This window comes from Streptomyces sp. NPDC036822 (assembly GCF_055609145.1).
The window spans coordinates 181,437-197,508 of record NZ_JBVJPY010000013.1 but is presented as its reverse complement, the minus strand read 5'-3'; the positions used below and the strand labels follow the sequence as shown (position 1 = coordinate 197,508).

At 70.2% G+C, this 16,072-nt stretch carries 19 protein-coding genes and 2 pseudogenes; 6 read left to right on the top strand and 15 right to left on the bottom strand.

The genetic code is table 11. From position 1 onward, the window contains the following. Nucleotides 1-449 precede the first annotated feature (449 nt). Both ACZ68P_RS26925 and ACZ68P_RS26920 read right to left on the bottom strand, forming a co-directional pair. Entirely contained in the window at nucleotides 450-1,178 is a 729-nt protein-coding gene (locus ACZ68P_RS26925) for a replication-relaxation family protein (RefSeq protein WP_471010508.1), read from the bottom strand. A gap of 328 nt (nucleotides 1,179-1,506) precedes the next feature. Continuing rightward, a pseudogene (locus ACZ68P_RS26920) lies at nucleotides 1,507-1,722 on the bottom strand (helix-turn-helix domain-containing protein); the annotation flags it as partial. 239 nt (nucleotides 1,723-1,961) lie between these two features. Here ACZ68P_RS26920 and ACZ68P_RS26915 point away from each other — a divergent pair. Next, the gene (locus tag ACZ68P_RS26915) at nucleotides 1,962-2,354 is read left to right on the top strand and encodes a hypothetical protein (RefSeq protein WP_471010506.1); all 393 of its coding nucleotides are present in this window, start codon (nucleotides 1,962-1,964) and stop codon (nucleotides 2,352-2,354) included. 342 nt (nucleotides 2,355-2,696) lie between these two features. On the opposite strand, the gene ACZ68P_RS26910 is transcribed toward ACZ68P_RS26915, so the two are convergent. From ACZ68P_RS26910 to ACZ68P_RS26895, 4 genes are all read right to left on the bottom strand, one after another. Beyond that, a complete protein-coding gene (locus ACZ68P_RS26910) occupies nucleotides 2,697-3,125 on the bottom strand; it encodes a DUF7674 family protein (RefSeq protein WP_471010503.1) in 429 nt (142 codons plus the stop codon). Between the two features lie 43 nt (nucleotides 3,126-3,168). After that, entirely contained in the window at nucleotides 3,169-3,912 is a 744-nt protein-coding gene (locus tag ACZ68P_RS26905) for a 3-keto-5-aminohexanoate cleavage protein (protein ID WP_471010501.1), read from the bottom strand. Between the two features lie 482 nt (nucleotides 3,913-4,394). Continuing rightward, the gene (locus tag ACZ68P_RS26900; RefSeq protein ID WP_471010498.1) at nucleotides 4,395-4,949 is read right to left on the bottom strand and encodes a tellurite resistance TerB family protein; all 555 of its coding nucleotides are present in this window, start codon (nucleotides 4,947-4,949) and stop codon (nucleotides 4,395-4,397) included. 736 nt (nucleotides 4,950-5,685) lie between these two features. Beyond that, complete coding sequence (locus ACZ68P_RS26895; RefSeq protein WP_471010496.1) at nucleotides 5,686-6,042, bottom strand: hypothetical protein; 357 nt, start codon at nucleotides 6,040-6,042, stop codon at nucleotides 5,686-5,688. 211 nt (nucleotides 6,043-6,253) lie between these two features. Here ACZ68P_RS26895 and ACZ68P_RS26890 point away from each other — a divergent pair, with 211 nt between their 5' ends. After that, nucleotides 6,254-7,162, top strand: a complete 909-nt coding sequence (locus ACZ68P_RS26890) for a hypothetical protein (protein WP_471010494.1) — start codon at nucleotides 6,254-6,256, stop codon at nucleotides 7,160-7,162. Nucleotides 7,163-7,390: 228 nt separating this feature from the next. Here the strand turns inward: ACZ68P_RS26890 and ACZ68P_RS26885 are convergent, their stop codons facing one another. Together ACZ68P_RS26885 and ACZ68P_RS26880 are read right to left on the bottom strand one after the other, a co-directional pair. Next, nucleotides 7,391-8,197 carry a hypothetical protein gene (locus tag ACZ68P_RS26885; RefSeq protein ID WP_471010491.1) on the bottom strand — a complete coding sequence of 269 codons (807 nt, stop codon included), beginning with the start codon at nucleotides 8,195-8,197 and terminating at the stop codon, nucleotides 7,391-7,393. A gap of 15 nt (nucleotides 8,198-8,212) precedes the next feature. Continuing rightward, complete coding sequence (locus ACZ68P_RS26880; RefSeq protein ID WP_471010490.1) at nucleotides 8,213-8,629, bottom strand: hypothetical protein; 417 nt, start codon at nucleotides 8,627-8,629, stop codon at nucleotides 8,213-8,215. Nucleotides 8,630-8,863: 234 nt separating this feature from the next. On the opposite strand from ACZ68P_RS26880, the gene ACZ68P_RS26875 reads away from it, so the two are divergent. Further along, nucleotides 8,864-9,856 (top strand): hypothetical protein, encoded by a 993-nt coding sequence (locus tag ACZ68P_RS26875; protein ID WP_471010488.1) that lies wholly within the window; start codon nucleotides 8,864-8,866, stop codon nucleotides 9,854-9,856. A gap of 60 nt (nucleotides 9,857-9,916) precedes the next feature. Here ACZ68P_RS26875 and ACZ68P_RS26870 read toward each other — a convergent pair whose 3' ends face one another. Next, nucleotides 9,917-10,399: a DUF6086 family protein gene (locus ACZ68P_RS26870; RefSeq protein WP_471010485.1), complete on the bottom strand. Its 483-nt coding sequence runs from the start codon at nucleotides 10,397-10,399 to the stop codon at nucleotides 9,917-9,919. A gap of 128 nt (nucleotides 10,400-10,527) precedes the next feature. Here ACZ68P_RS26870 and ACZ68P_RS26865 point away from each other — a divergent pair, with 128 nt between their 5' ends. Next, on the top strand, nucleotides 10,528-10,866 hold the full coding sequence (locus ACZ68P_RS26865; RefSeq protein WP_471010483.1) for a thioredoxin family protein: 339 nt from the start codon (nucleotides 10,528-10,530) through the stop codon (nucleotides 10,864-10,866). 334 nt (nucleotides 10,867-11,200) lie between these two features. Here the strand turns inward: ACZ68P_RS26865 and ACZ68P_RS26860 are convergent, their stop codons facing one another. The 5 genes from ACZ68P_RS26860 to ACZ68P_RS26840 form a co-directional block, all read right to left on the bottom strand. Further along, nucleotides 11,201-11,686, bottom strand: coding sequence for a hypothetical protein (locus ACZ68P_RS26860; RefSeq protein WP_471010481.1), 486 nt, complete (start codon nucleotides 11,684-11,686; stop codon nucleotides 11,201-11,203). 26 nt (nucleotides 11,687-11,712) lie between these two features. Next, nucleotides 11,713-12,207: a hypothetical protein gene (locus ACZ68P_RS26855; protein WP_471010479.1), complete on the bottom strand. Its 495-nt coding sequence runs from the start codon at nucleotides 12,205-12,207 to the stop codon at nucleotides 11,713-11,715. Between the two features lie 29 nt (nucleotides 12,208-12,236). Beyond that, nucleotides 12,237-13,586, bottom strand: coding sequence for a hypothetical protein (locus tag ACZ68P_RS26850; protein WP_471010477.1), 1,350 nt, complete (start codon nucleotides 13,584-13,586; stop codon nucleotides 12,237-12,239). A 9-nt stretch (nucleotides 13,587-13,595) separates the two neighbouring features. Further along, nucleotides 13,596-13,946 (bottom strand): hypothetical protein, encoded by a 351-nt coding sequence (locus ACZ68P_RS26845; RefSeq protein WP_471010475.1) that lies wholly within the window; start codon nucleotides 13,944-13,946, stop codon nucleotides 13,596-13,598. 186 nt (nucleotides 13,947-14,132) lie between these two features. After that, entirely contained in the window at nucleotides 14,133-14,456 is a 324-nt protein-coding gene (locus ACZ68P_RS26840) for a hypothetical protein (protein WP_471010473.1), read from the bottom strand. A 277-nt stretch (nucleotides 14,457-14,733) separates the two neighbouring features. On the opposite strand from ACZ68P_RS26840, the gene ACZ68P_RS26835 reads away from it, so the two are divergent. Continuing rightward, nucleotides 14,734-15,015 carry a hypothetical protein gene (locus tag ACZ68P_RS26835; RefSeq protein WP_471010470.1) on the top strand — a complete coding sequence of 94 codons (282 nt, stop codon included), beginning with the start codon at nucleotides 14,734-14,736 and terminating at the stop codon, nucleotides 15,013-15,015. Nucleotides 15,016-15,114: 99 nt separating this feature from the next. On the opposite strand, the pseudogene ACZ68P_RS26830 reads toward ACZ68P_RS26835, so the two are convergent. Further along, a pseudogene (locus ACZ68P_RS26830) lies at nucleotides 15,115-15,465 on the bottom strand (dienelactone hydrolase family protein); the annotation flags it as partial. 384 nt (nucleotides 15,466-15,849) lie between these two features. On the opposite strand from ACZ68P_RS26830, the gene ACZ68P_RS26825 reads away from it, so the two are divergent. After that, a complete protein-coding gene (locus ACZ68P_RS26825) occupies nucleotides 15,850-16,029 on the top strand; it encodes a hypothetical protein (RefSeq protein ID WP_471010467.1) in 180 nt (59 codons plus the stop codon). The last annotated feature ends 43 nt before the right edge of the window (nucleotides 16,030-16,072 follow it).

Below are 16,072 nucleotides of genomic sequence, written 5' to 3'. Positions count from 1 at the left end.
GTTCGAGGGGGCCGTCTGCTGCGGCGCTTGCTGTCGATGAGCAGGGCCACCAGGGCGCCCACCTCGGCGACTACCTCTACGAGTACGCCGTGAACGCCGCCGATCCAACGTGTGCGTTCGCCGGATACGTAATTCTGAAGCGGTGGCCGGGGGCGGGTTCAGGAAGCCAGACGCAGGCCGTCGAGGGTAACGGCGACCAGCCGGGTCGCCGCGGACTGGGAGGTGAGGGCGGCCGCTGCAGTCAAGGCGAGAAGGCGCCGCCACCGTGCACGGCCCGTTGATACGACGGCTCAACACTATTGGGGATACGGCGGCCTTCCGAGCCCATCCTGTCCGATTGCTGAGCCGCCTACGCTCTATGCCGTGGCGGACTCGGATGACGACCGGACGGCCCGTATACGGCAAGATCTGGCTGGCTATGCCGCCCGTGGTGACGCAGGGTTGGACAACTACCTCGGGCACATCAGGCACCGCATCGAGACAGCTCGGTCGGTGTCCTTCACCTTCCGTTTGAAGAAACGGGCGTACTTCTCCAGCTTGTCGGCGAGTTCCTCGGCGGTCTCGTGGCAGTTGTCGACCTCGATGAACAGTTGCGGCACCCCGTCCTGCGGGGCAGTGAGCACGATGTCGGCCTGGGCGCCGCCCTTGCCGGGCGCGTTCCACGTGCCGGTCGCCGGGAGAGGGACCTCGGTCCAGAACGAGGCGATCGTGCCGATGCCGTCCGGTGAGTCGACGGCGGCCTGGGCTGCGGCCCGGACTTCGGCCGAGTCCTTGGCGAGCCTGGCCATGTTCGGCTTCGGGCGCAGCATGGCGATCACGGTCTCGTTGACGGCCATCGGGTGGGAGGCCCCGCTGGAGCCCGCGCCGCGCGCAGTGGAGCCCATCTCCGTCACCGGCCGGTTCAGCTCGTAGGAGGCAGCCTGCAGGCCCTTGGAGGTCAGGTTCCGCAGGGCGTCGCCCGTCTCGGTGGAGCCGCCGTTCTCGGACAGGCCGTGCCCCCGCATGTCCGGGTGGCGGAGGGCTGCGTCGATGACGGCGTCGGGCAGTTCACGACCCTCGCACATCAGCAGGCCGGCCTCACCGGCCGCTCGATCCACCAGGCGTATCAGTACATCGGAGGGCGCCGCCGGGTTGAAGGCGATGCCGCGCAACCACGGTTCATGCAGAGAGTCGGACACCGCGTCATCCTGCCACCTCGCCTCCTGAACCGGGCCGCCCGATGGCTACCTCGTCGGCGCCTACCGACGTCTCCGTCCGCAGGACTTCGGACCACGTTGCGAGGGCCTTGCTCATCATGCGCACGCTGACCGTAAGCAGCACACCGCCAGGCTCCGTATCCACCCCGCCGGGGAACGCACGACATCCGGGGCAAGTCAAGCAACCGGGCGTTGCTGAAACTCGGCTACATCGTCTTCTGTGCCCACAGGATGTTCTCGCTCTTGGGCAACAAACGCTCTCGCTGCTGACCGACAAAGCCAATCGTGGCTCGGCGCGCGCTCAGGCCTGTTCGATGTCACAGTTATGCCCCTCCGTGCGGGGCCTGCTGGAGCGGTCGTGCAGGCCCGCGTCGCCTTCGGTCCGCCAGCGACGGCCCCATTTGTGGGCGGTGGGCCGGGATATCCCCATCTCCGCCGCCACATGCGTGACGGGACGGCCCGCCAGGACACGTTCGACCAGGATCCGCCTGCCGTGAACGGTCAGCCGGGCACTACGGTGGGACACGAAGACCTCCGTGCGGTGAGTTCCTAGACAGCTCCCACCACACCGGAGGGCTTCGCCATGTTCAAGACCTACCGAGTGTCAACAACGCTCGTGATCAATACACCTAGCCCCACCGCCCGGTGTGCCAGCGCCTCCACCCGGACAGTGGTCGTAGCCGGCCCGGCTCCCGCCTCGGATACCGTGTTCCTCTACGGGGTGCCATAACGTATGTGACGCCCCCCACCGGAGGTAGTCAGCGTATGAGTTCAAAGCGCAGCAAGAATCCAGCCCTGCCCGTACTTGACGACGCATTCCGACTCGCGTCGGTCAAGGACGCCGAAGAGTCCACCCGTGACTTGGCCGCGCGGCTGGCCACCACCGAGCTGCGCCGCGTTTCCCACCCGGGCCGGGTCACCTGGGAGCCCACCGATCAGGCCGAGCCCGTACCGGTCCCGCCGACTGTGGTCGACGGTGATGGGGACCTGTGGCTGCGGGACCGGGGCACGGGCACCTGGACCATGCCCGAGTTCAATTCGAAGGATTTTCCGGCCCGCTGTGGCGAGGTTCTGACGTGGAACGAGCTTGCCCGCGAGTTCGGCCCGCTTACCGGACTGGCCGACGACCGCCGCATCGGCGACGGCCGGCGTCGCTGACCGCGCGGCCTTCTGGGATGACCGCGCCCCTGAAGCGCCCGTTACGGGTAGCTGGGAGCTCCAGCTCACCGCCGGGCGCGACGATGGCGGCGAGCAGGTGAGCGTGGTGGTTGGTCACGATGTCTCCATGTTGCAGCCGGATACGTCGTCGCTGTCCGTGGGGTCGGGGTGGAAGAAGCGGGTGTAGCGGAGTCCGGGGTCCCGCAGGGCCCCCCGCGGGGCCGCTGCCGGAGCAGAATCCCGTTGATAACGGGCATGACGTGCCGCCTTCACGACAGGGGCGGCGGGTGGGAGCCCGGACGCCGCTTCGGCGTTTTCCTTCCGTATCGCTACCGCTCCTGGTCAGAGGGGCGGCAGGCCGTCCTCGTAGCCCTCGACCTCATAATTCCTGAGCATTTTGGACACGGGCTCCCTGAGGTTCCCCCGCAGGAACGGGACCGCGTTGACCAGGTAGTCCCTGGCGTCGAGGAGGCTCTCCAGCACCTGGAAGTACACCGCGCCGCGGGTGAACTCGGTGTCCACCGCATAGACCTCCTCGACGAAGCCGAAGCACCGCCGCAGCAGGTCCTCGTCCCGCTCCGGCGCCGCCAGAGCGGGCTGGAGGACGGGCCTGACCAGCCCGTCGAGCAGGATCGCGTAGAGGTCCAGATCGGTATCCGCACTCGGCAGCACCTCGATCGGTCCGTCCTCCTCCTCATACACCTCCTCCAGGAAGGGCCTGGTCTCAGGAACCCTGTCGAGCAGCTGTCCGAGGTAGTGGTCCGCGACCATTCCAGATCACCTCATTCCTGTCAGGCGACCAGCTGTCCCGTGATCACGACTCACTACGGCGTGCCCTGCGGTGTGTGTCCTGGACGATCTGGCGTGCTGCGCGGATGAGGGCGGCGTTGCCTGCGGCGGGCGTCCCGTCGGGGAGGTGGAGCACGTCTTCCAAGCCGATACGGGCATCCAGACGGCGGGAGGCCGCAAGTTGCAGGATGGGCCACGCGGCGGTGTCCTCACCGTGCATGAGAATCGGCGCGGCAACCGATTCAAGTTCATCCAGCAGGCCGACTGCGGCATGGAGCGCGTCATGCGGGGTACCCTCGGTGATCTCGGCCAAGACGCGCAGGACTCGGCGGGATCCGGGCCAGTCCAGAAAACGTTGTGCTGCGGGGGTACCAGAGTAGATGCCGGCTTCAATGCCGATCCCCCGGTCCAGCAAGGCCGCAGCAACATCGGTGGCACCGTCCTCGTGCCAGTTTACGGAGGCGTGGTCAGGTAGCACGGTCCAGGCCCGAACCTGCGCGGCACGGGCGTAAGGGTCGGCCGTGGCCCAGGCACCGGTGGTGACCCCAATCGGGATGCCTGGGACAGCAGCCCGCACCGCGCTCACAGCGGCGGCGACGGCGGGGGCTTCCAGCGTGTCCTGACCGGCACGGTCCTTGGGGTGCAGATGGACATCCTCGGCGCCAGCCGCGACAGCCTCACGGGCCGCCACCGCCAGCTCGTCGGCAGTCACCGGCAATTGGGAACATTCGGCACGGCTTCGAGCACCGTTGAGACAAACCTGCAACATGGCGCCATCTTCGCAGGTCGCACCCTAGGTCTCCCTGGCCGGCGACCGGACTCGGGGCGGCATCGACTCTCGCCGATTGATCACGACCCGATACAGGCCCGAGGTGGCGCCTCGGGGCACAGTCATGTCGGCGAACGGATCGGGCAAGCCATCGCGGCCGCAGCGTGCGCGCTGGAACGGTTCCCGGGCGGCCGGATCCTCGTCACCGTGCCCACCCGGACCTCCTCGCCCAGATCGCGCAGGCTTGGCGGGTGGTGGGGCATCGGCCTCGATGGTGGCGGTTCGCTCGCTGGAGAACGACCCCGTGTTGAAGCGAGCTGGGAGTGCGGACCACCGCCGACCCGATCCAGCTTGCCCTGTGGGCCGGGTCAGGGCCCGTCGTCTTCCCTCCCATGCCTCACTGGTCGACCGGGACGACCCGCAGGACCCGAGGGGCGAGCGGAAGGTACACGGCCGCGCGTCTCTTCGCCGGGGTCGGCGGGTCAGATGCCGAACTCCGCCGCCGGCAGGCCAAGCGCAGCGCACGCCTCGCGGATGATCTGCTCCTCGGCGGGCTCGATGAAGCCGTCCGCACCCGCGACAACGATGCCGGTCTGGATGACAGCCCGTGCCTCGGTGGGTTTCTTCGCCACCTTGACGACCTCCTGCAGCACCGCCGCCTTGCCCATGACGAAGCCGGCCGAAAGCTGGTCGACGTGCTTGTTGAAACGCTGGCGGAGCTGGTCGGCGGGGAAGTTCTGAAGGACGTCGTTGGTGAGGATGAGCGACTCGACGTGCTGGCGCTCGGCCGGATCGACCCGTCCGTCAGCGGCCGCCACCAACGCGCACATGGCCATGCTGGCGTCCCGGAAGGCGCCGCTCTTCAGCTCCGTCTTCAGCGACGTGAGCTGCGACTTCAGCGCACTCACGAGCTCGGCCCTGGAACCGCCACCCGACCGTGCACCGGACGGCCCATGGCCGCCGGAACCGCCGCGCGCGCCTTGGGCCTGCTGCAGACCTCTGGTCGCCTGGTCCTTGAGCCGATCCCACATCGCCACTCGTGCCACCTCAGCTTCTGCCACGTCGTCCCTCGTCGGACACGCATCATCGCGCACCACCCTCCTAACGCCTTGCACGCACTGTGAAGTTCCGCCACCACGGCTGATACGACGCCCTCAGCACATGCCAGCCCCACGCAGCGGCAGGACGGAGCGGCGCAGCGCGAAGACGACCGAGCCGGGAGACCGGGCAGGACCGGCGCCCCGCCGAGGAGGCCGAGCACCGTCAGGACGCGGCCGAGGACCACGACCACAGACCCGAAGAACACCACCGGGACGAGGACCGGACCGAGCCACACAGGCGGCCCTCGTCAGGTGGTGCGCGCCGGAACCGCTCACCGACCAGGTCCGTCATCCACGCCGCCACGTCATCGCGGCTCCTGAAGCGGACGCCCTTGGTGGCGAGCCCCCCGGGGCCCGACCGTCGTCCTCCAGGGTGAACGTCCGCGCCGATCTCGCGCCGCGGCGTCGGCTCCGCCTCCCCCATCTGAAGCGGGGACCGGCCCTTTCAACGGCCCGGGGCGGTGGGAGGTGTTCCACCAGGCGGCCACCCAGTCCAACCGGCGCGTGGTGAAGTCCTCGAAGTCCAGGAGCACCTCCCCCCTCGGACGAGGCGGGGCGACGGCTGGATCGGAAGCGGTGCAGCGCGACTTTCACCGAGTCCGCCATACACACCAGAGAGGCTCGAGTGACCCAGATGGCCAGTCAGCTGATGCCTCAAGCACACCATCTCGCGTCACAGCGGCGTCGCCGCTCGCCCGTCCGGTTCGGTTACGCCTGGGGCCTTGTCGTAGCGGGAGAGCCGTACGCGCAGGTCGGTGAGCGTGTCGGTGATCTTCACGGACTGGACGCCCTCGGCGCAGTCGATGAATTCGCTCCACGCGGCGAGGGCTCCGTCGAGGTCACCGTGACGGAGGTGGACCTGGCCGAGGTCGCCGAGGAACGATGGCGCGGGACCGGCGGTGGTCCAGGCGGTGAAAGCGGCCGGGTCGAAGCACGCCGCGCTCGCCGAGGCGACCAGCGGCAACGACGCACCCCGGATGCCCGCGTCGGCTGCGGCCGAGCAGCACGCCTCACCGCTGAAGGCGCTCACGAAGACGTTCTCCCTGTTCCGCGGCCCGAACCGGTAGGGGGCCGGTGGGGACTCCGGTGCCGTCTGCTCGGTCGGTGCAGGTGAGTGCTGCCGGGACGCGGTCCAGTACCGCCGCCGGGAAGGACCACGCGGGCAGGGGCAGGGGCGGGCTTGTGGGAGACGGCCTGGGGCTTGCAGTCCGACGACAAGACCCTCCTGGCAGGATGGAGTCATGATCATCGGCACGTCCCCCTCCCTTCCCGGTCCCGCGGGTGCGGCCGCCCGCGCACGCGACCTGCGCGACCGCCCCGACGCACACCTGGACGCGCCTGCCGTGCTCGTCGCCCCGTACCCGCCCGGGCACGGCCGTGCCGCGCGGCAGGCGGCGCTGCGGCCGGTGTACGAAGCGGTGGCGGCCGAGCTCGGCGAGCCCACCCTGTACGGCGGTTCGGCCGCCGGCCCCAGCGTGCGCTGGCACACCGGCGAGCATGTGGTGCTGCTGGCGGGCGGCCCGCAGGGCGCCACGCTCTCGGTGCACAAGGCATCGGACCTGCACGGGCGCGAGTACACCGTCGTGGAGTCGGGTTCGGTCAGCTGGCAGCCGGGGCAGCCGCACGGCTTCGACGCGCTCCCCTACCTCTGGCTGCTGCACCGGGGGCCGGAGCGCGACTGGCCCGCCTGGCGCTGGGACGGGCACCACACGGCCGCGTCCTGGGAGCACCTGGAGTCCTCGCTCACACTGCTCCTGGACTCGTGGATGGAGCAGCTGCCGGTGCAGGTGCCGGGCGACTGGGCGTCCTTCGTCGTGGGGTGTGCGCGGGACTGGCCGCGGCACCTGCGGGTGGGCTACAGCCAGGACAGCGGGCAGCTGTCGCTGATGGTGGACCACCGGACCACGGCCGAGGAGCCGGGCTGGGAGGAGATGATGCGGGAGCGGGGCTGGCAGGTGCGCGAGCGCGGCTGGTGGCGGGCGGTGTTCGCGGAGGAGGACCCTGGGGCGGCGAGGTCGGCGGCCCGGCTGCTGGTCGCCGACGTCCGCGGCCGCGGGTCGGTCTGCCCGGACGAGCTGGTGGCCTGGGAGCTGACGGTCAACGACCGCGGCCGGCTGTGGCTGCCGGGCATCGGCATGCCGGTCAACTGAACCTGGCAGGGGCCAGGGGCCGGCTTGAGCGTGTGCCTGGGCGGGGCGGCTGTCGCGCGTGACCGTGCCGTGCCCCGTGCCGGGGTGACGGTCGGCCCACGGGAGACGCCCTGGTTCGGTCGGCCGCATCCTCGAAGCCGCCTGGCTTCCCATGCTTTTCACGGCACGTGAGTCAGAAACGCGGGAAGGGGGAAGCCACCTGGTGGCCGCCCCTTCGGTCCGAGTGGGTCAGGGAAACGCGGGGCTGGGCGCGCGGGCCAGTCGTGCTCCGGCAGCGGCCCGTACCTCTGATGTTTCCATCGGGTCGTCGCGGAGCGCTCTGATCCGCTGCAGGGTCCGCGGGTGGTGGGGTGCCCAGGCGATGGCCGTCAGCCGTGAGCGCTCCTCGCAGTCCCAGAGCGACTCGGTGTACGCGTCGTCCAAGCCGGAGGGGTCGATCGCGCCGAGCGCCTGCAGGTAGTCGGCGCGCTCGTAGGAGTGCGGGGTGTGCCGCCAGTAGCGCCACAGGACGGGCACGGCGTCGGCGGCTTCGGGGCCGAAGCGGGCCAGTCTCCTCGCCGTCGTGTCGGGGCCGCACCAGGCGCGCGCCTTCCACTGTTCGGCGAGTTCGTCCACGAGCCCTGGTAGCGCCTCCGGCCCGGGGTGTTCGGCCAGGACGTCCGCTCCCAGCTGGGCCAGCCACTCCCGCCCGTCCGCGGCCCACCCGCGCGCCGCCGGCACGGCGAGGGCTCCCAGGCGGTTGACCGCTCGCCGGAGCAGGGGCAGGGGCCGGCGGCCGTCCGGGGTCCCGAGCGAGGGTACGAGCGGGATCAGTCCCTCGGCCGGCTCCCGCCCGGCCAGCGTACGCAGTGCCTGGATCTTGGTGTTGAACTCCGTGCCGTTGGCGGCCAGCAGAACGAGGAGCTCCTCGTCGCTCAGCCCGCCGAGGCAGGGCCGGGGAGGGAGCCGGCGTCCCGGCACCTCGATCCCGAACCTGCTCCACGGCTCGAGAGACCACGCAAGATCCTCCTCCCCCGCGATCCGGGCGCGCGCCACCTCGCCCAGGTCCTCCTACCACTGGGCCGGCCAGCCGCCCGCGACCGACTCCAGTACGCAGACCCAGTGCTTGCCTTCCCGGATGTACGCACGAAGCCCCTGGCGGGCCTCGTGCGAACCGGCGAGGGCGAGCAGCTTCAGCACACCTGTGGCCCGCGAGCACTCCTCCTCGTCTCCTGCCAGCTGGTCGACCACCGGCGCCGGTGACAGCTGCAAGTCGCGGATCAGGCGCGCTTGGTAGAGGGTGCGGTCGTCGGTCTGGGAATCCCACTTCCAGTCCCGGCGGATCCCGTCGTAGACGAGTGGCGCGGCGGCCCCGGGGTCGCCCTGTGCGCGCTCCGCGCCCAGCCCCCGGCCGCGCTGCAGCAGCCCTTCCAGCGTGTCGTGGCGGGCGTAGGACGGGGCGTGGGACATCTCGTCGTCGAAGCTCATCACGTCACACCCTGCCTGGCATGGGGCGCGGTTGCCAGGGATGACCCACGCTCGCCTTGGAATCCAAGGCGTGGGGGCGCGGTGGTGCCTTCGATAGGCGCAGCGCGCGCCCGTCCGCCGGTGGGCGATGCGGATCGTTCCCCGGCTCCGTGCAGCGGCATCGCCGCCAGCGGGCGATCCGGTGGCCCGTGTTAGCTTGTCGGCCGGCCTTGATCATCCCGGGGGGGACATATCGTGAACCGACGAACCTTGCTGAAGAGCGCTGCCGCGATCGGCCTGGGGGCGCCGCTTGCGTCCGTCGCCGCCGCGACGCCCGCGCACGCGGCGGGCAACTACGACGTGCTCGTGACGGAGCAGGTGAAGAACAAGGTCATGCTGTTTCGCGCCTACAAGGAATGGCGGCCCGAGAACCTGGGATGGTCGTGGGCGGCGCCCGCCGAGAGCGCCTGGGAGCGGCTCGGCGACGCGCGGTTCCGCGAGAGCGACCGCTACGGCTGGGTGTGCCTCGTCGCCGCCGGCGGCGGCAGGGTCGGCATGGTCAACTTCGGTGACGACGACGCCCTGTTGTGGTCCGCGACGCCGTACGGCAACCCGCACGCAGTCGAGTACGTCCGCAGCCACGGTCTGGTGGTGGTGGCCTCGTCGCAGAGCTCGCCCGAGGTGGACTACGAGGGCTTTCTGACCGTGTACGCGCCAACGGACGCGGACGCGCCCGGCACGCTCGCGCCGGTCCAGCGGATCAGCTTCTCGGGCGCGCACGGCCTGTGGTGGGACGGCTCGTACCTGTACGCCCTGGGGTCGTGGACGCTCGCCAAGTACCGCATCACCGGCACGCTGCGGAACTCCAGGATCGAGCTCGTCGACAAGCACGTGTGGGACACCGTCTTCCACGGTCACAGCCTCGACATGGACTTCACCGACGCGGGCCGGCTCATCCTGAACGGCGCCGGCGCCCTGTGGACCGTCGACAAGCAGACCCTCGCCCTGACGAACATCCGGCCGGCCAGCTACGGGGTGAAGTCCTTCTCCCGTGCCGCCGACGGCGAGTTCTTCTGGGTACAGGCCAGGGACGTGACGAACCCGGAGCCGGGCAGGGATCTTTACTGGAACGAGTACGTGCAGTTCTTCGACGCCGCGGGCAGCCCGACCTACCGCCGCGGCCTGGACTACTACGGGTACGAGGGCAGGTTCTACCGCTCCCGGATCGCCAGCGTCAGGCTGTCCTGAGGCCCCGCGGGCCGGCTGCCTCGTCGTGCGGACGAGCGTGCTCTCCCCCGGGGGGTGCGTTCACGCGCCCGAACGGCAGGCTCTAGGTTGCGCCGGGCAGCCCCGGGGCCGGCCAGGAGGGCCGAGCATGACGATCGAGGCCGGCAGGAACCCTCGGAGAAGGTTGTGCGGCATGAAGTTGTCGGTGTTGCAGTAGTCGCCGTACAGCTTCTGGGCGGACCGCTGGAACACCTCCAGGTCCACCTCACTTCCGCCGAGGCGCTCGCTGTGGACCAGGCCGGTGGGCACGCCCAGGAGGTCTCCGGTCTGCTCGGCGCCGGCGGCGTACGTCCTGCCCACCCCGATCCCCGGCTCCCGGCTCCCGGCTCCCGGCTCCCGGCTCCCGGCTCCCGGCTCCCGGCTCCCGGCTCCCGGATGAGCGTGCGGCTGCCGGCCACGTGGAAGGGGTAACTCATCGCTCCCACCTCGTCGGGGCGTCGTCGGCTGGGGTCGTCTCGAGACCGCCGCCGTCGGGGATGCGTGCGCTGGTCGTCGCCTGATCATCCCTGACGTCGTTCCTTCCGGTTCGAGGGGGCTGCGGCGCGGGTGGAGCGCTGGTGTCCGGGCCGTCCCGTCGCATCGCGCGGGGGATGATGAGGGTGGCACGACACCACACGAGGTCAGGAGCCTTCATGGCGAAGCGGGTGCACCAGCCCCGTGAGGACGCGGAGTTCGATTTCATCCTCAAGATGAGCACCGTCCCGGTGCTCGCGTACTTCACCGGGACATGGCCGAAGGCGATCGAGCCCTGCAGGACGATGGACCTCGTCGTGGGCGGCATCGCCGACGAGTACGCGGGCCGCCTGACGGTCGTCCGCGCCGACATCACGCGCTGTCCGGCCGCGACCAAGCGGTACGAGGTCACAGGAGCCCCGTCCTGCGTCCTGATGCAGCAGGGCGAGGCGGTGGCGCACGGCATGGGGGTCATGACCACCGCCGAGGTCAGGGAGTTCGTGAACGGACACCTCTGAGCGGCCGCGGCGGCGCCACGGACGCGTCGTTGTGATGCGGTGAGCCGTTACGGCACCGCCGGCCGCCGCACGTCCGGGCCGCTCCCCCATCATCGGTGAGGCCCAACTGCCCACCGGGCAGGCCGCACCGCCTCTCCCCCGGCCCACACCCTGCCGTCCTTCGCCATCGTTCTCCCGAGCCCCTGCGCGGCACCGCCTGGTGACCTGGGTCAGGGAGAGGTGGGAAGTGCGGGCCAGGGGCCTGGACGCGGCGGTGGGTCCTCGCCCCGCCGTTCTTGTCCACGGCGGGTGGACACGCGCGAGGCGGCTGCTCGGTCCGGGCGCGTCCTTGAGGTCACAGCTTGTAGACCCCGCGCCAGGTCCACCCCGCCGCGAGAACCGTGTTCCGCAGGGGGTCCTTCAGGTCGCGTGAGTCGAAGCTGTACGTCTCGACCCTGCGCCGGCGCCCGTCGGGGCCCTTCTCCAGGGCCCATTCCTTGTGCACGCCTCGGATCGGCCCGCGGCCGTGCGCACGCGTCACGGTCCGGCCGGGTGGGGGGCCCGCTCGCGTCACCTCCCACTGCTCGTCCATGGCCCGCACTTCACGGTCGGCCGGGCACAGACGCATCCACACCTTCAGGGTCCGTTCCACCTGCCGGCGGGTCACACCGGAGCCCGAGGCCGGCTCCAGGAAGCGCCACTGCGCCAGCAGGTCCGCCCCGCCGGTGCCCGCCTCCCGCACACCGAAGGGCACGCCCGTGCCGTTCAGTGCGAGGAGCGCGGCTCGTAGTTCCTGAGTGGGAAGCGCCCTGCTGCCTTCGTCGGCGTGACGGGTCCCCATCCACTTGTCCCACAGGCGGCCCACAGCTATACAGCCTTTCCGGCATCCGGACGCACGCTTCGCAGGAACTCCTGGAAGTCGCCCACCACGCCGTTGTACTGGGTGGCCGTCGCCGTCAGTGCGAGGCGGAGCACCGCACGCCTGCTCGGTTCCCCGACATCGGTAAGGCACAGGTAGACCTGCGTCTGGACGAGGTCGCGGTGTGCATCGCCGGCGGCGGCCGTGAAATCGAGCCGCTGGGTCAAGCCGGGGGTATCGCTGCCGCCGAATTCGCGACGGTCCCTGACCGTCACCGCATCTGCGGCCGCGCCCAGGCGTTCCACGGACTCGGCCGCGAGCTCGGCCAGTGTCCGCTCCTGCGGCGGAAAGCCGCCCTCTAGGGTGATGTTGGCGGCGAATCCGGCGTCGGGCTCGGGATGCACTGCCGCGAACGCGATCTCCGGGTCGCTGCCGTCCGGCCGGGCAGGCAGCCACCCCTCGGGCAGGCGGAATTCGATCGCCATCGGCAGAGATGTGGGCATTCAGGGGCCTCCTTCCGGGAAGAGATGCATCAGCCGGTCAGCCAGTCGACGAAGTCGCCGGTCTTGTCCCCTACCGTATCCACCGTGTCACCGACGAAGTCGGCGGCGTCGCCCGCCGCCTTGGAGAACTTGTCCGGATCCACCGTGATCTCGAGACCCACCGCTCCGCCATAGGCCGGGGAGAGTCCCGCCTTTCCACCGATCTTGTAGGCGCCGGTCTCCTCGTCCTTCTTGTAGCCGAACCATGCTTCAGCGCCGGGGCCGGCCCAGCCCTCCCCGGTCACGCCCACGCCGATCCCGGCCACTTCCGCTCCTCCGGCGGCGGATATCTTGCCTCCCGCGAAGGCTTTGGCTCCGACGGTCACCTCTTCCTTCGTCGCCTTGGCGCTGACGGCCGCCTCGGCTCCGGCGAATCCCTCGAGGCGTCCGTAGCCGCCGACATGCCCGTACTCGGCCCGCCCTTCGACGAGGGACCGGATACCCACGGACGCCTCGCCCTTGGCGACGAATCCCTTGTCGGTGAAGCCCAGGTTTCCGGTGGCGCGGGCTCCCGCGTACATCTCGTCGACTCCGGAGAGAGTCAGACGGCCGTATTTCTCCTCGCCCTTCGCGGTGGCGTGGAAGAGGTCGGCGTACGCCTTGATGGAACCCTCCTTGCCGTACTTGACGCCGCTGACCGTGAAGCCGGCGTCGGGCCCGGTGACGGTGGTGCCGTCGGTCTTCGCCGGGTCCCCCGTCTTGTCGGCCCGTACGGTCTTGGGGGCCTTGTCCAGGTCGCCCACGGGGTGTGCGTTGAAGCCGCTCAGGGCTGCGTCCTTGCCGCTGCCTTGGCCGAAGGCGTCCTTGTTGCTGTCGACGACGGCGGCGCTCAGGGCCGCCTTGACGTGCGCGTCGGTCTCCGAGACGGCTTTCACCCGGTCTTCGATGTGCTGCTGCCACGTGCTGACGGCCTTGCGGACCGAGGACTGGTAGTCCGGGTCGTGGTGGTAGGCGTGACGTTCACCCTCGGTGAGCTTGGAGGAGTCGAAGGTGACGTGTCCCTGTTCCGAGACGGTCATACCGGCGGCTATCGCGTCGTCGCGCGCGCTCTGCAGCTTCTTTTTGAGATCGGTGAACTTCTCGTGCGCGTCCCTCAGCAGGCTCGCGATGGCTTTGGCCTGGGCCTGGGCGGCCGAGTACTCATAGCGGGTGGCCGTGAAATTCGTCTGCGCGGTCCCGGCGCTGACACCCGACCAGTTCGGGCCTATCGTGATCTTCTGGACGGTCTCGCCGTATCGGGTCTCGACCTTCTTGAACTCGCCCGCCATCGAATCCCACTTGGCGGCGGCCGTCGTCAGGAGCCCCAGGTCGGTGGTCATGACTTCGTGATACGTCAGCATCGCAGCTCCTCAGAGTCCGTTCAGCTTCGACGTCGAAGCGCGCAAGTCGTTTCCCAGGCCGGTGTCGTTGCGTGCGATAAGTCCTGAGGCCCCGCGCAGCGCGTTCCTCTCACTTTCCAGACGGGCCATCAGGTTCTTCACCTGCTTCTCCCAGGTTTCGGCGACCGTCTTCATCCCGTCGGCCGTCTCCCAGCCTCCGAAGCCTTTACGCAGAGAGTTCGTGGCCTCATCCGCGTGGTCCGAAGCCTTTCGTGTGTTCGGCTGGAGTTCGGTCTCGATCGTGGTGGCCGCGGCTGTCTTCTGCGCGGGCGCCGAGGCGAAGTCCTGGTTCCCGCCCGCCGGTCCCGGCCCGCCGCTCAACCGCGTGCTCCTGTGCTGGGCCGCGGCGTTCCCGTTCCCGCTTCCTGGCGGCCCGTTCTCTCATCTGACATGTCATGCCTCCCCGTTGGCAGATGTCGATCACACGAGCGACAAACATATCGTCAGGCCGAGGGGCCACGCGAAACCCCGGGCCGGAGGCCGACGGGCACGAGCAACAGAAACGGCCTAGCGTCGCCGGCCGGCGCGGGCGGCCTGAGCGGCCGTCCATGCCGCTCTGAAGAAACACATGATGCCGCCGAGTCCGAGGAGTACCCCCAGGGCGGCGCAGGCCGTGATGACACCGCTGCCGGCCCCCAGGATCCGGGGCAGCGCGTTGAACAGTACGAGCAGCCAGAAGCCGGTCAGGGCCAGGGCAAGCCACCGCGGGTCCGCGAGCCGGCTTCGCAACCCGTCGGGGGAACGCCCCGTCAGGACGAGCAGCGGCAGCGGCAGCAGAATCAGCGTGCTGACGACCAGCCCCGCGGCGTGGAACAGCGAGTTTCCGTTCATGATCCCTCTTCGGTGTGATGATCAGACTAAGGGATGGCCGGTGACTGCGGTGCGGGCCGGAGCCGGCAGCGGACCCGATCGGCCACCGTCTCGGTGGCCCCTGGCCCGTGCCGGTCCGGTCGGCAAAGCCGCAGGTGCTCGGCAGTCGCAGGGGGCGGCGGGCAACTCGGACGGTTCGGAGTGGGTCTTTGTGTGCGGGGACGGGCGGCGTGCGTGGTGTGGTCGTGGGTTGCTGTGGGGGGGATGGATGTATTTCGACGAGAACGAGCCTCAGGACGTGCGGGATCGCAGACTCGCGGCCGAGCGGGCCGAACGGGCGGACCGGCGCAGGTCGGCGGCCCTCGATTTCAGGGCCGCTCATGTCGGCCTGGTCATCGTGGCGGTGGTCCTGGCGGCACTGGTCTGGTTCGGTGAGTTCGTCGCGCTGGGCGTCGTCTCGGGTGTCTTCCTGCTCTGGTTCTGCCTCGCCCTGGTCTGGGTCCACGTTGACGGCGACCGGGGCTCGCACGCGTTCCAGCGCGCCTACAGCGCGGCGTTCGGCTGGGCCGGCAGTCTCTAGTGCCCGGGTATCCGTCGGGGGCTGCGCGTGTCCTGGCCGGGCAGCCGGAGGCGTTGGGTCCCATCAGGTCCGTGGTCGGGATGCCCGGGTCGCTGCGGGTCACTTCGTCAGCGGGAGGCACTCGGCGAGCAGGGCGACGATGTCGTGCCATGCCCGGCGTGCGTGCTGGGGGTGGTAGCCGACACCGGGGAGCACGGTGTGGTCGACCGGCGGGTGGTGGAAGGCGTGCAGGGCTCCGCCGTAGACCATCAGGCGCCAGTCGACGCCTGCGGCCCGCATCTCGGCGGCGAAGGCGTCGCGCTGTGCGGCGGGCATGATCGGGTCCTCCGATCCGACGGCGGCCCACACGGGGCAGCCGATGCGCGCCGCCTCGCCCGGGCGGCCCGTGGTCAGCGCGTTGACGGTCCCGATGGCCCGCAGGTCCGCGCCGTCGCGTCCGAGTTCGACGCTGCCGGGCTGCGGCTGCGGGCGCGAGGGTGCTCGACCGCTTCTGCGCCGAGGACGTGATGCGGCTCTGGGCCGCCATCACGCGGAGGTCGGCTGCTGTCAACGGTCTGGGCAAGCCCTGTCAGTCCGGGGGTAAGGCAGCAGGGTCGACCGCGCCGTGTGCACCGCCGCTCCGGCGCCAGCCGCACCTTCGACAGTAGGGCCGCGCGCATTCGCGGTGGACACACTTGCCGCAGGGGGAAGCAGGAGGCAAGAGGCCGTCCTGGACCGGGGATTACGCCGAACCCGCCACGGGCCCCGTTGCGTGGCGTTAGCATCGGCAGTCCGCCGACCGGCCCCTTGGAGTGCGCCGCTGTGCCGTCGCTGCCGCGTAGCAAGGTGGTCGTCGTGACCCTGGGCACCCACCCACGGGAGCCGGAGACTCTGCTCGCCTCGGTGGAGAAGCAGCACCCCCCGCGGCGCGGGGGTCCCCCCGGGGACGCGACACCTCTCACCGACGTCACGACGAGCACAGCCGGGATCCTGCTGGAGGACCTGGGCTGTCCCGGTGGCCGCAACGTGGCATGATCCGCCTCGGACACCCACCGATCCTCTGACGCCAATTCTCTGA

Coding starts and splice junctions, on each gene's coding strand:
- ACZ68P_RS26915 (WP_471010506.1), top strand. CDS start 1,962: ATGAGTTCAAAGCGCAGCAAGAATCCAGCCCTGCCCGTACTTGACGAC.
- ACZ68P_RS26910 (WP_471010503.1), bottom strand. CDS start 3,125: ATGGTCGCGGACCACTACCTCGGACAGCTGCTCGACAGGGTTCCTGAG.
- ACZ68P_RS26905 (WP_471010501.1), bottom strand. CDS start 3,912: ATGTTGCAGGTTTGTCTCAACGGTGCTCGAAGCCGTGCCGAATGTTCC.
- ACZ68P_RS26890 (WP_471010494.1), top strand. CDS start 6,254: ATGATCATCGGCACGTCCCCCTCCCTTCCCGGTCCCGCGGGTGCGGCC.
- ACZ68P_RS26880 (WP_471010490.1), bottom strand. CDS start 8,629: ATGAGCTTCGACGACGAGATGTCCCACGCCCCGTCCTACGCCCGCCAC.
- ACZ68P_RS26870 (WP_471010485.1), bottom strand. CDS start 10,399: ATGATCAGGCGACGACCAGCGCACGCATCCCCGACGGCGGCGGTCTCG.
- ACZ68P_RS26865 (WP_471010483.1), top strand. CDS start 10,528: ATGGCGAAGCGGGTGCACCAGCCCCGTGAGGACGCGGAGTTCGATTTC.
- ACZ68P_RS26860 (WP_471010481.1), bottom strand. CDS start 11,686: ATGGGGACCCGTCACGCCGACGAAGGCAGCAGGGCGCTTCCCACTCAG.
- ACZ68P_RS26855 (WP_471010479.1), bottom strand. CDS start 12,207: ATGCCCACATCTCTGCCGATGGCGATCGAATTCCGCCTGCCCGAGGGG.
- ACZ68P_RS26850 (WP_471010477.1), bottom strand. CDS start 13,586: ATGCTGACGTATCACGAAGTCATGACCACCGACCTGGGGCTCCTGACG.
- ACZ68P_RS26840 (WP_471010473.1), bottom strand. CDS start 14,456: ATGAACGGAAACTCGCTGTTCCACGCCGCGGGGCTGGTCGTCAGCACG.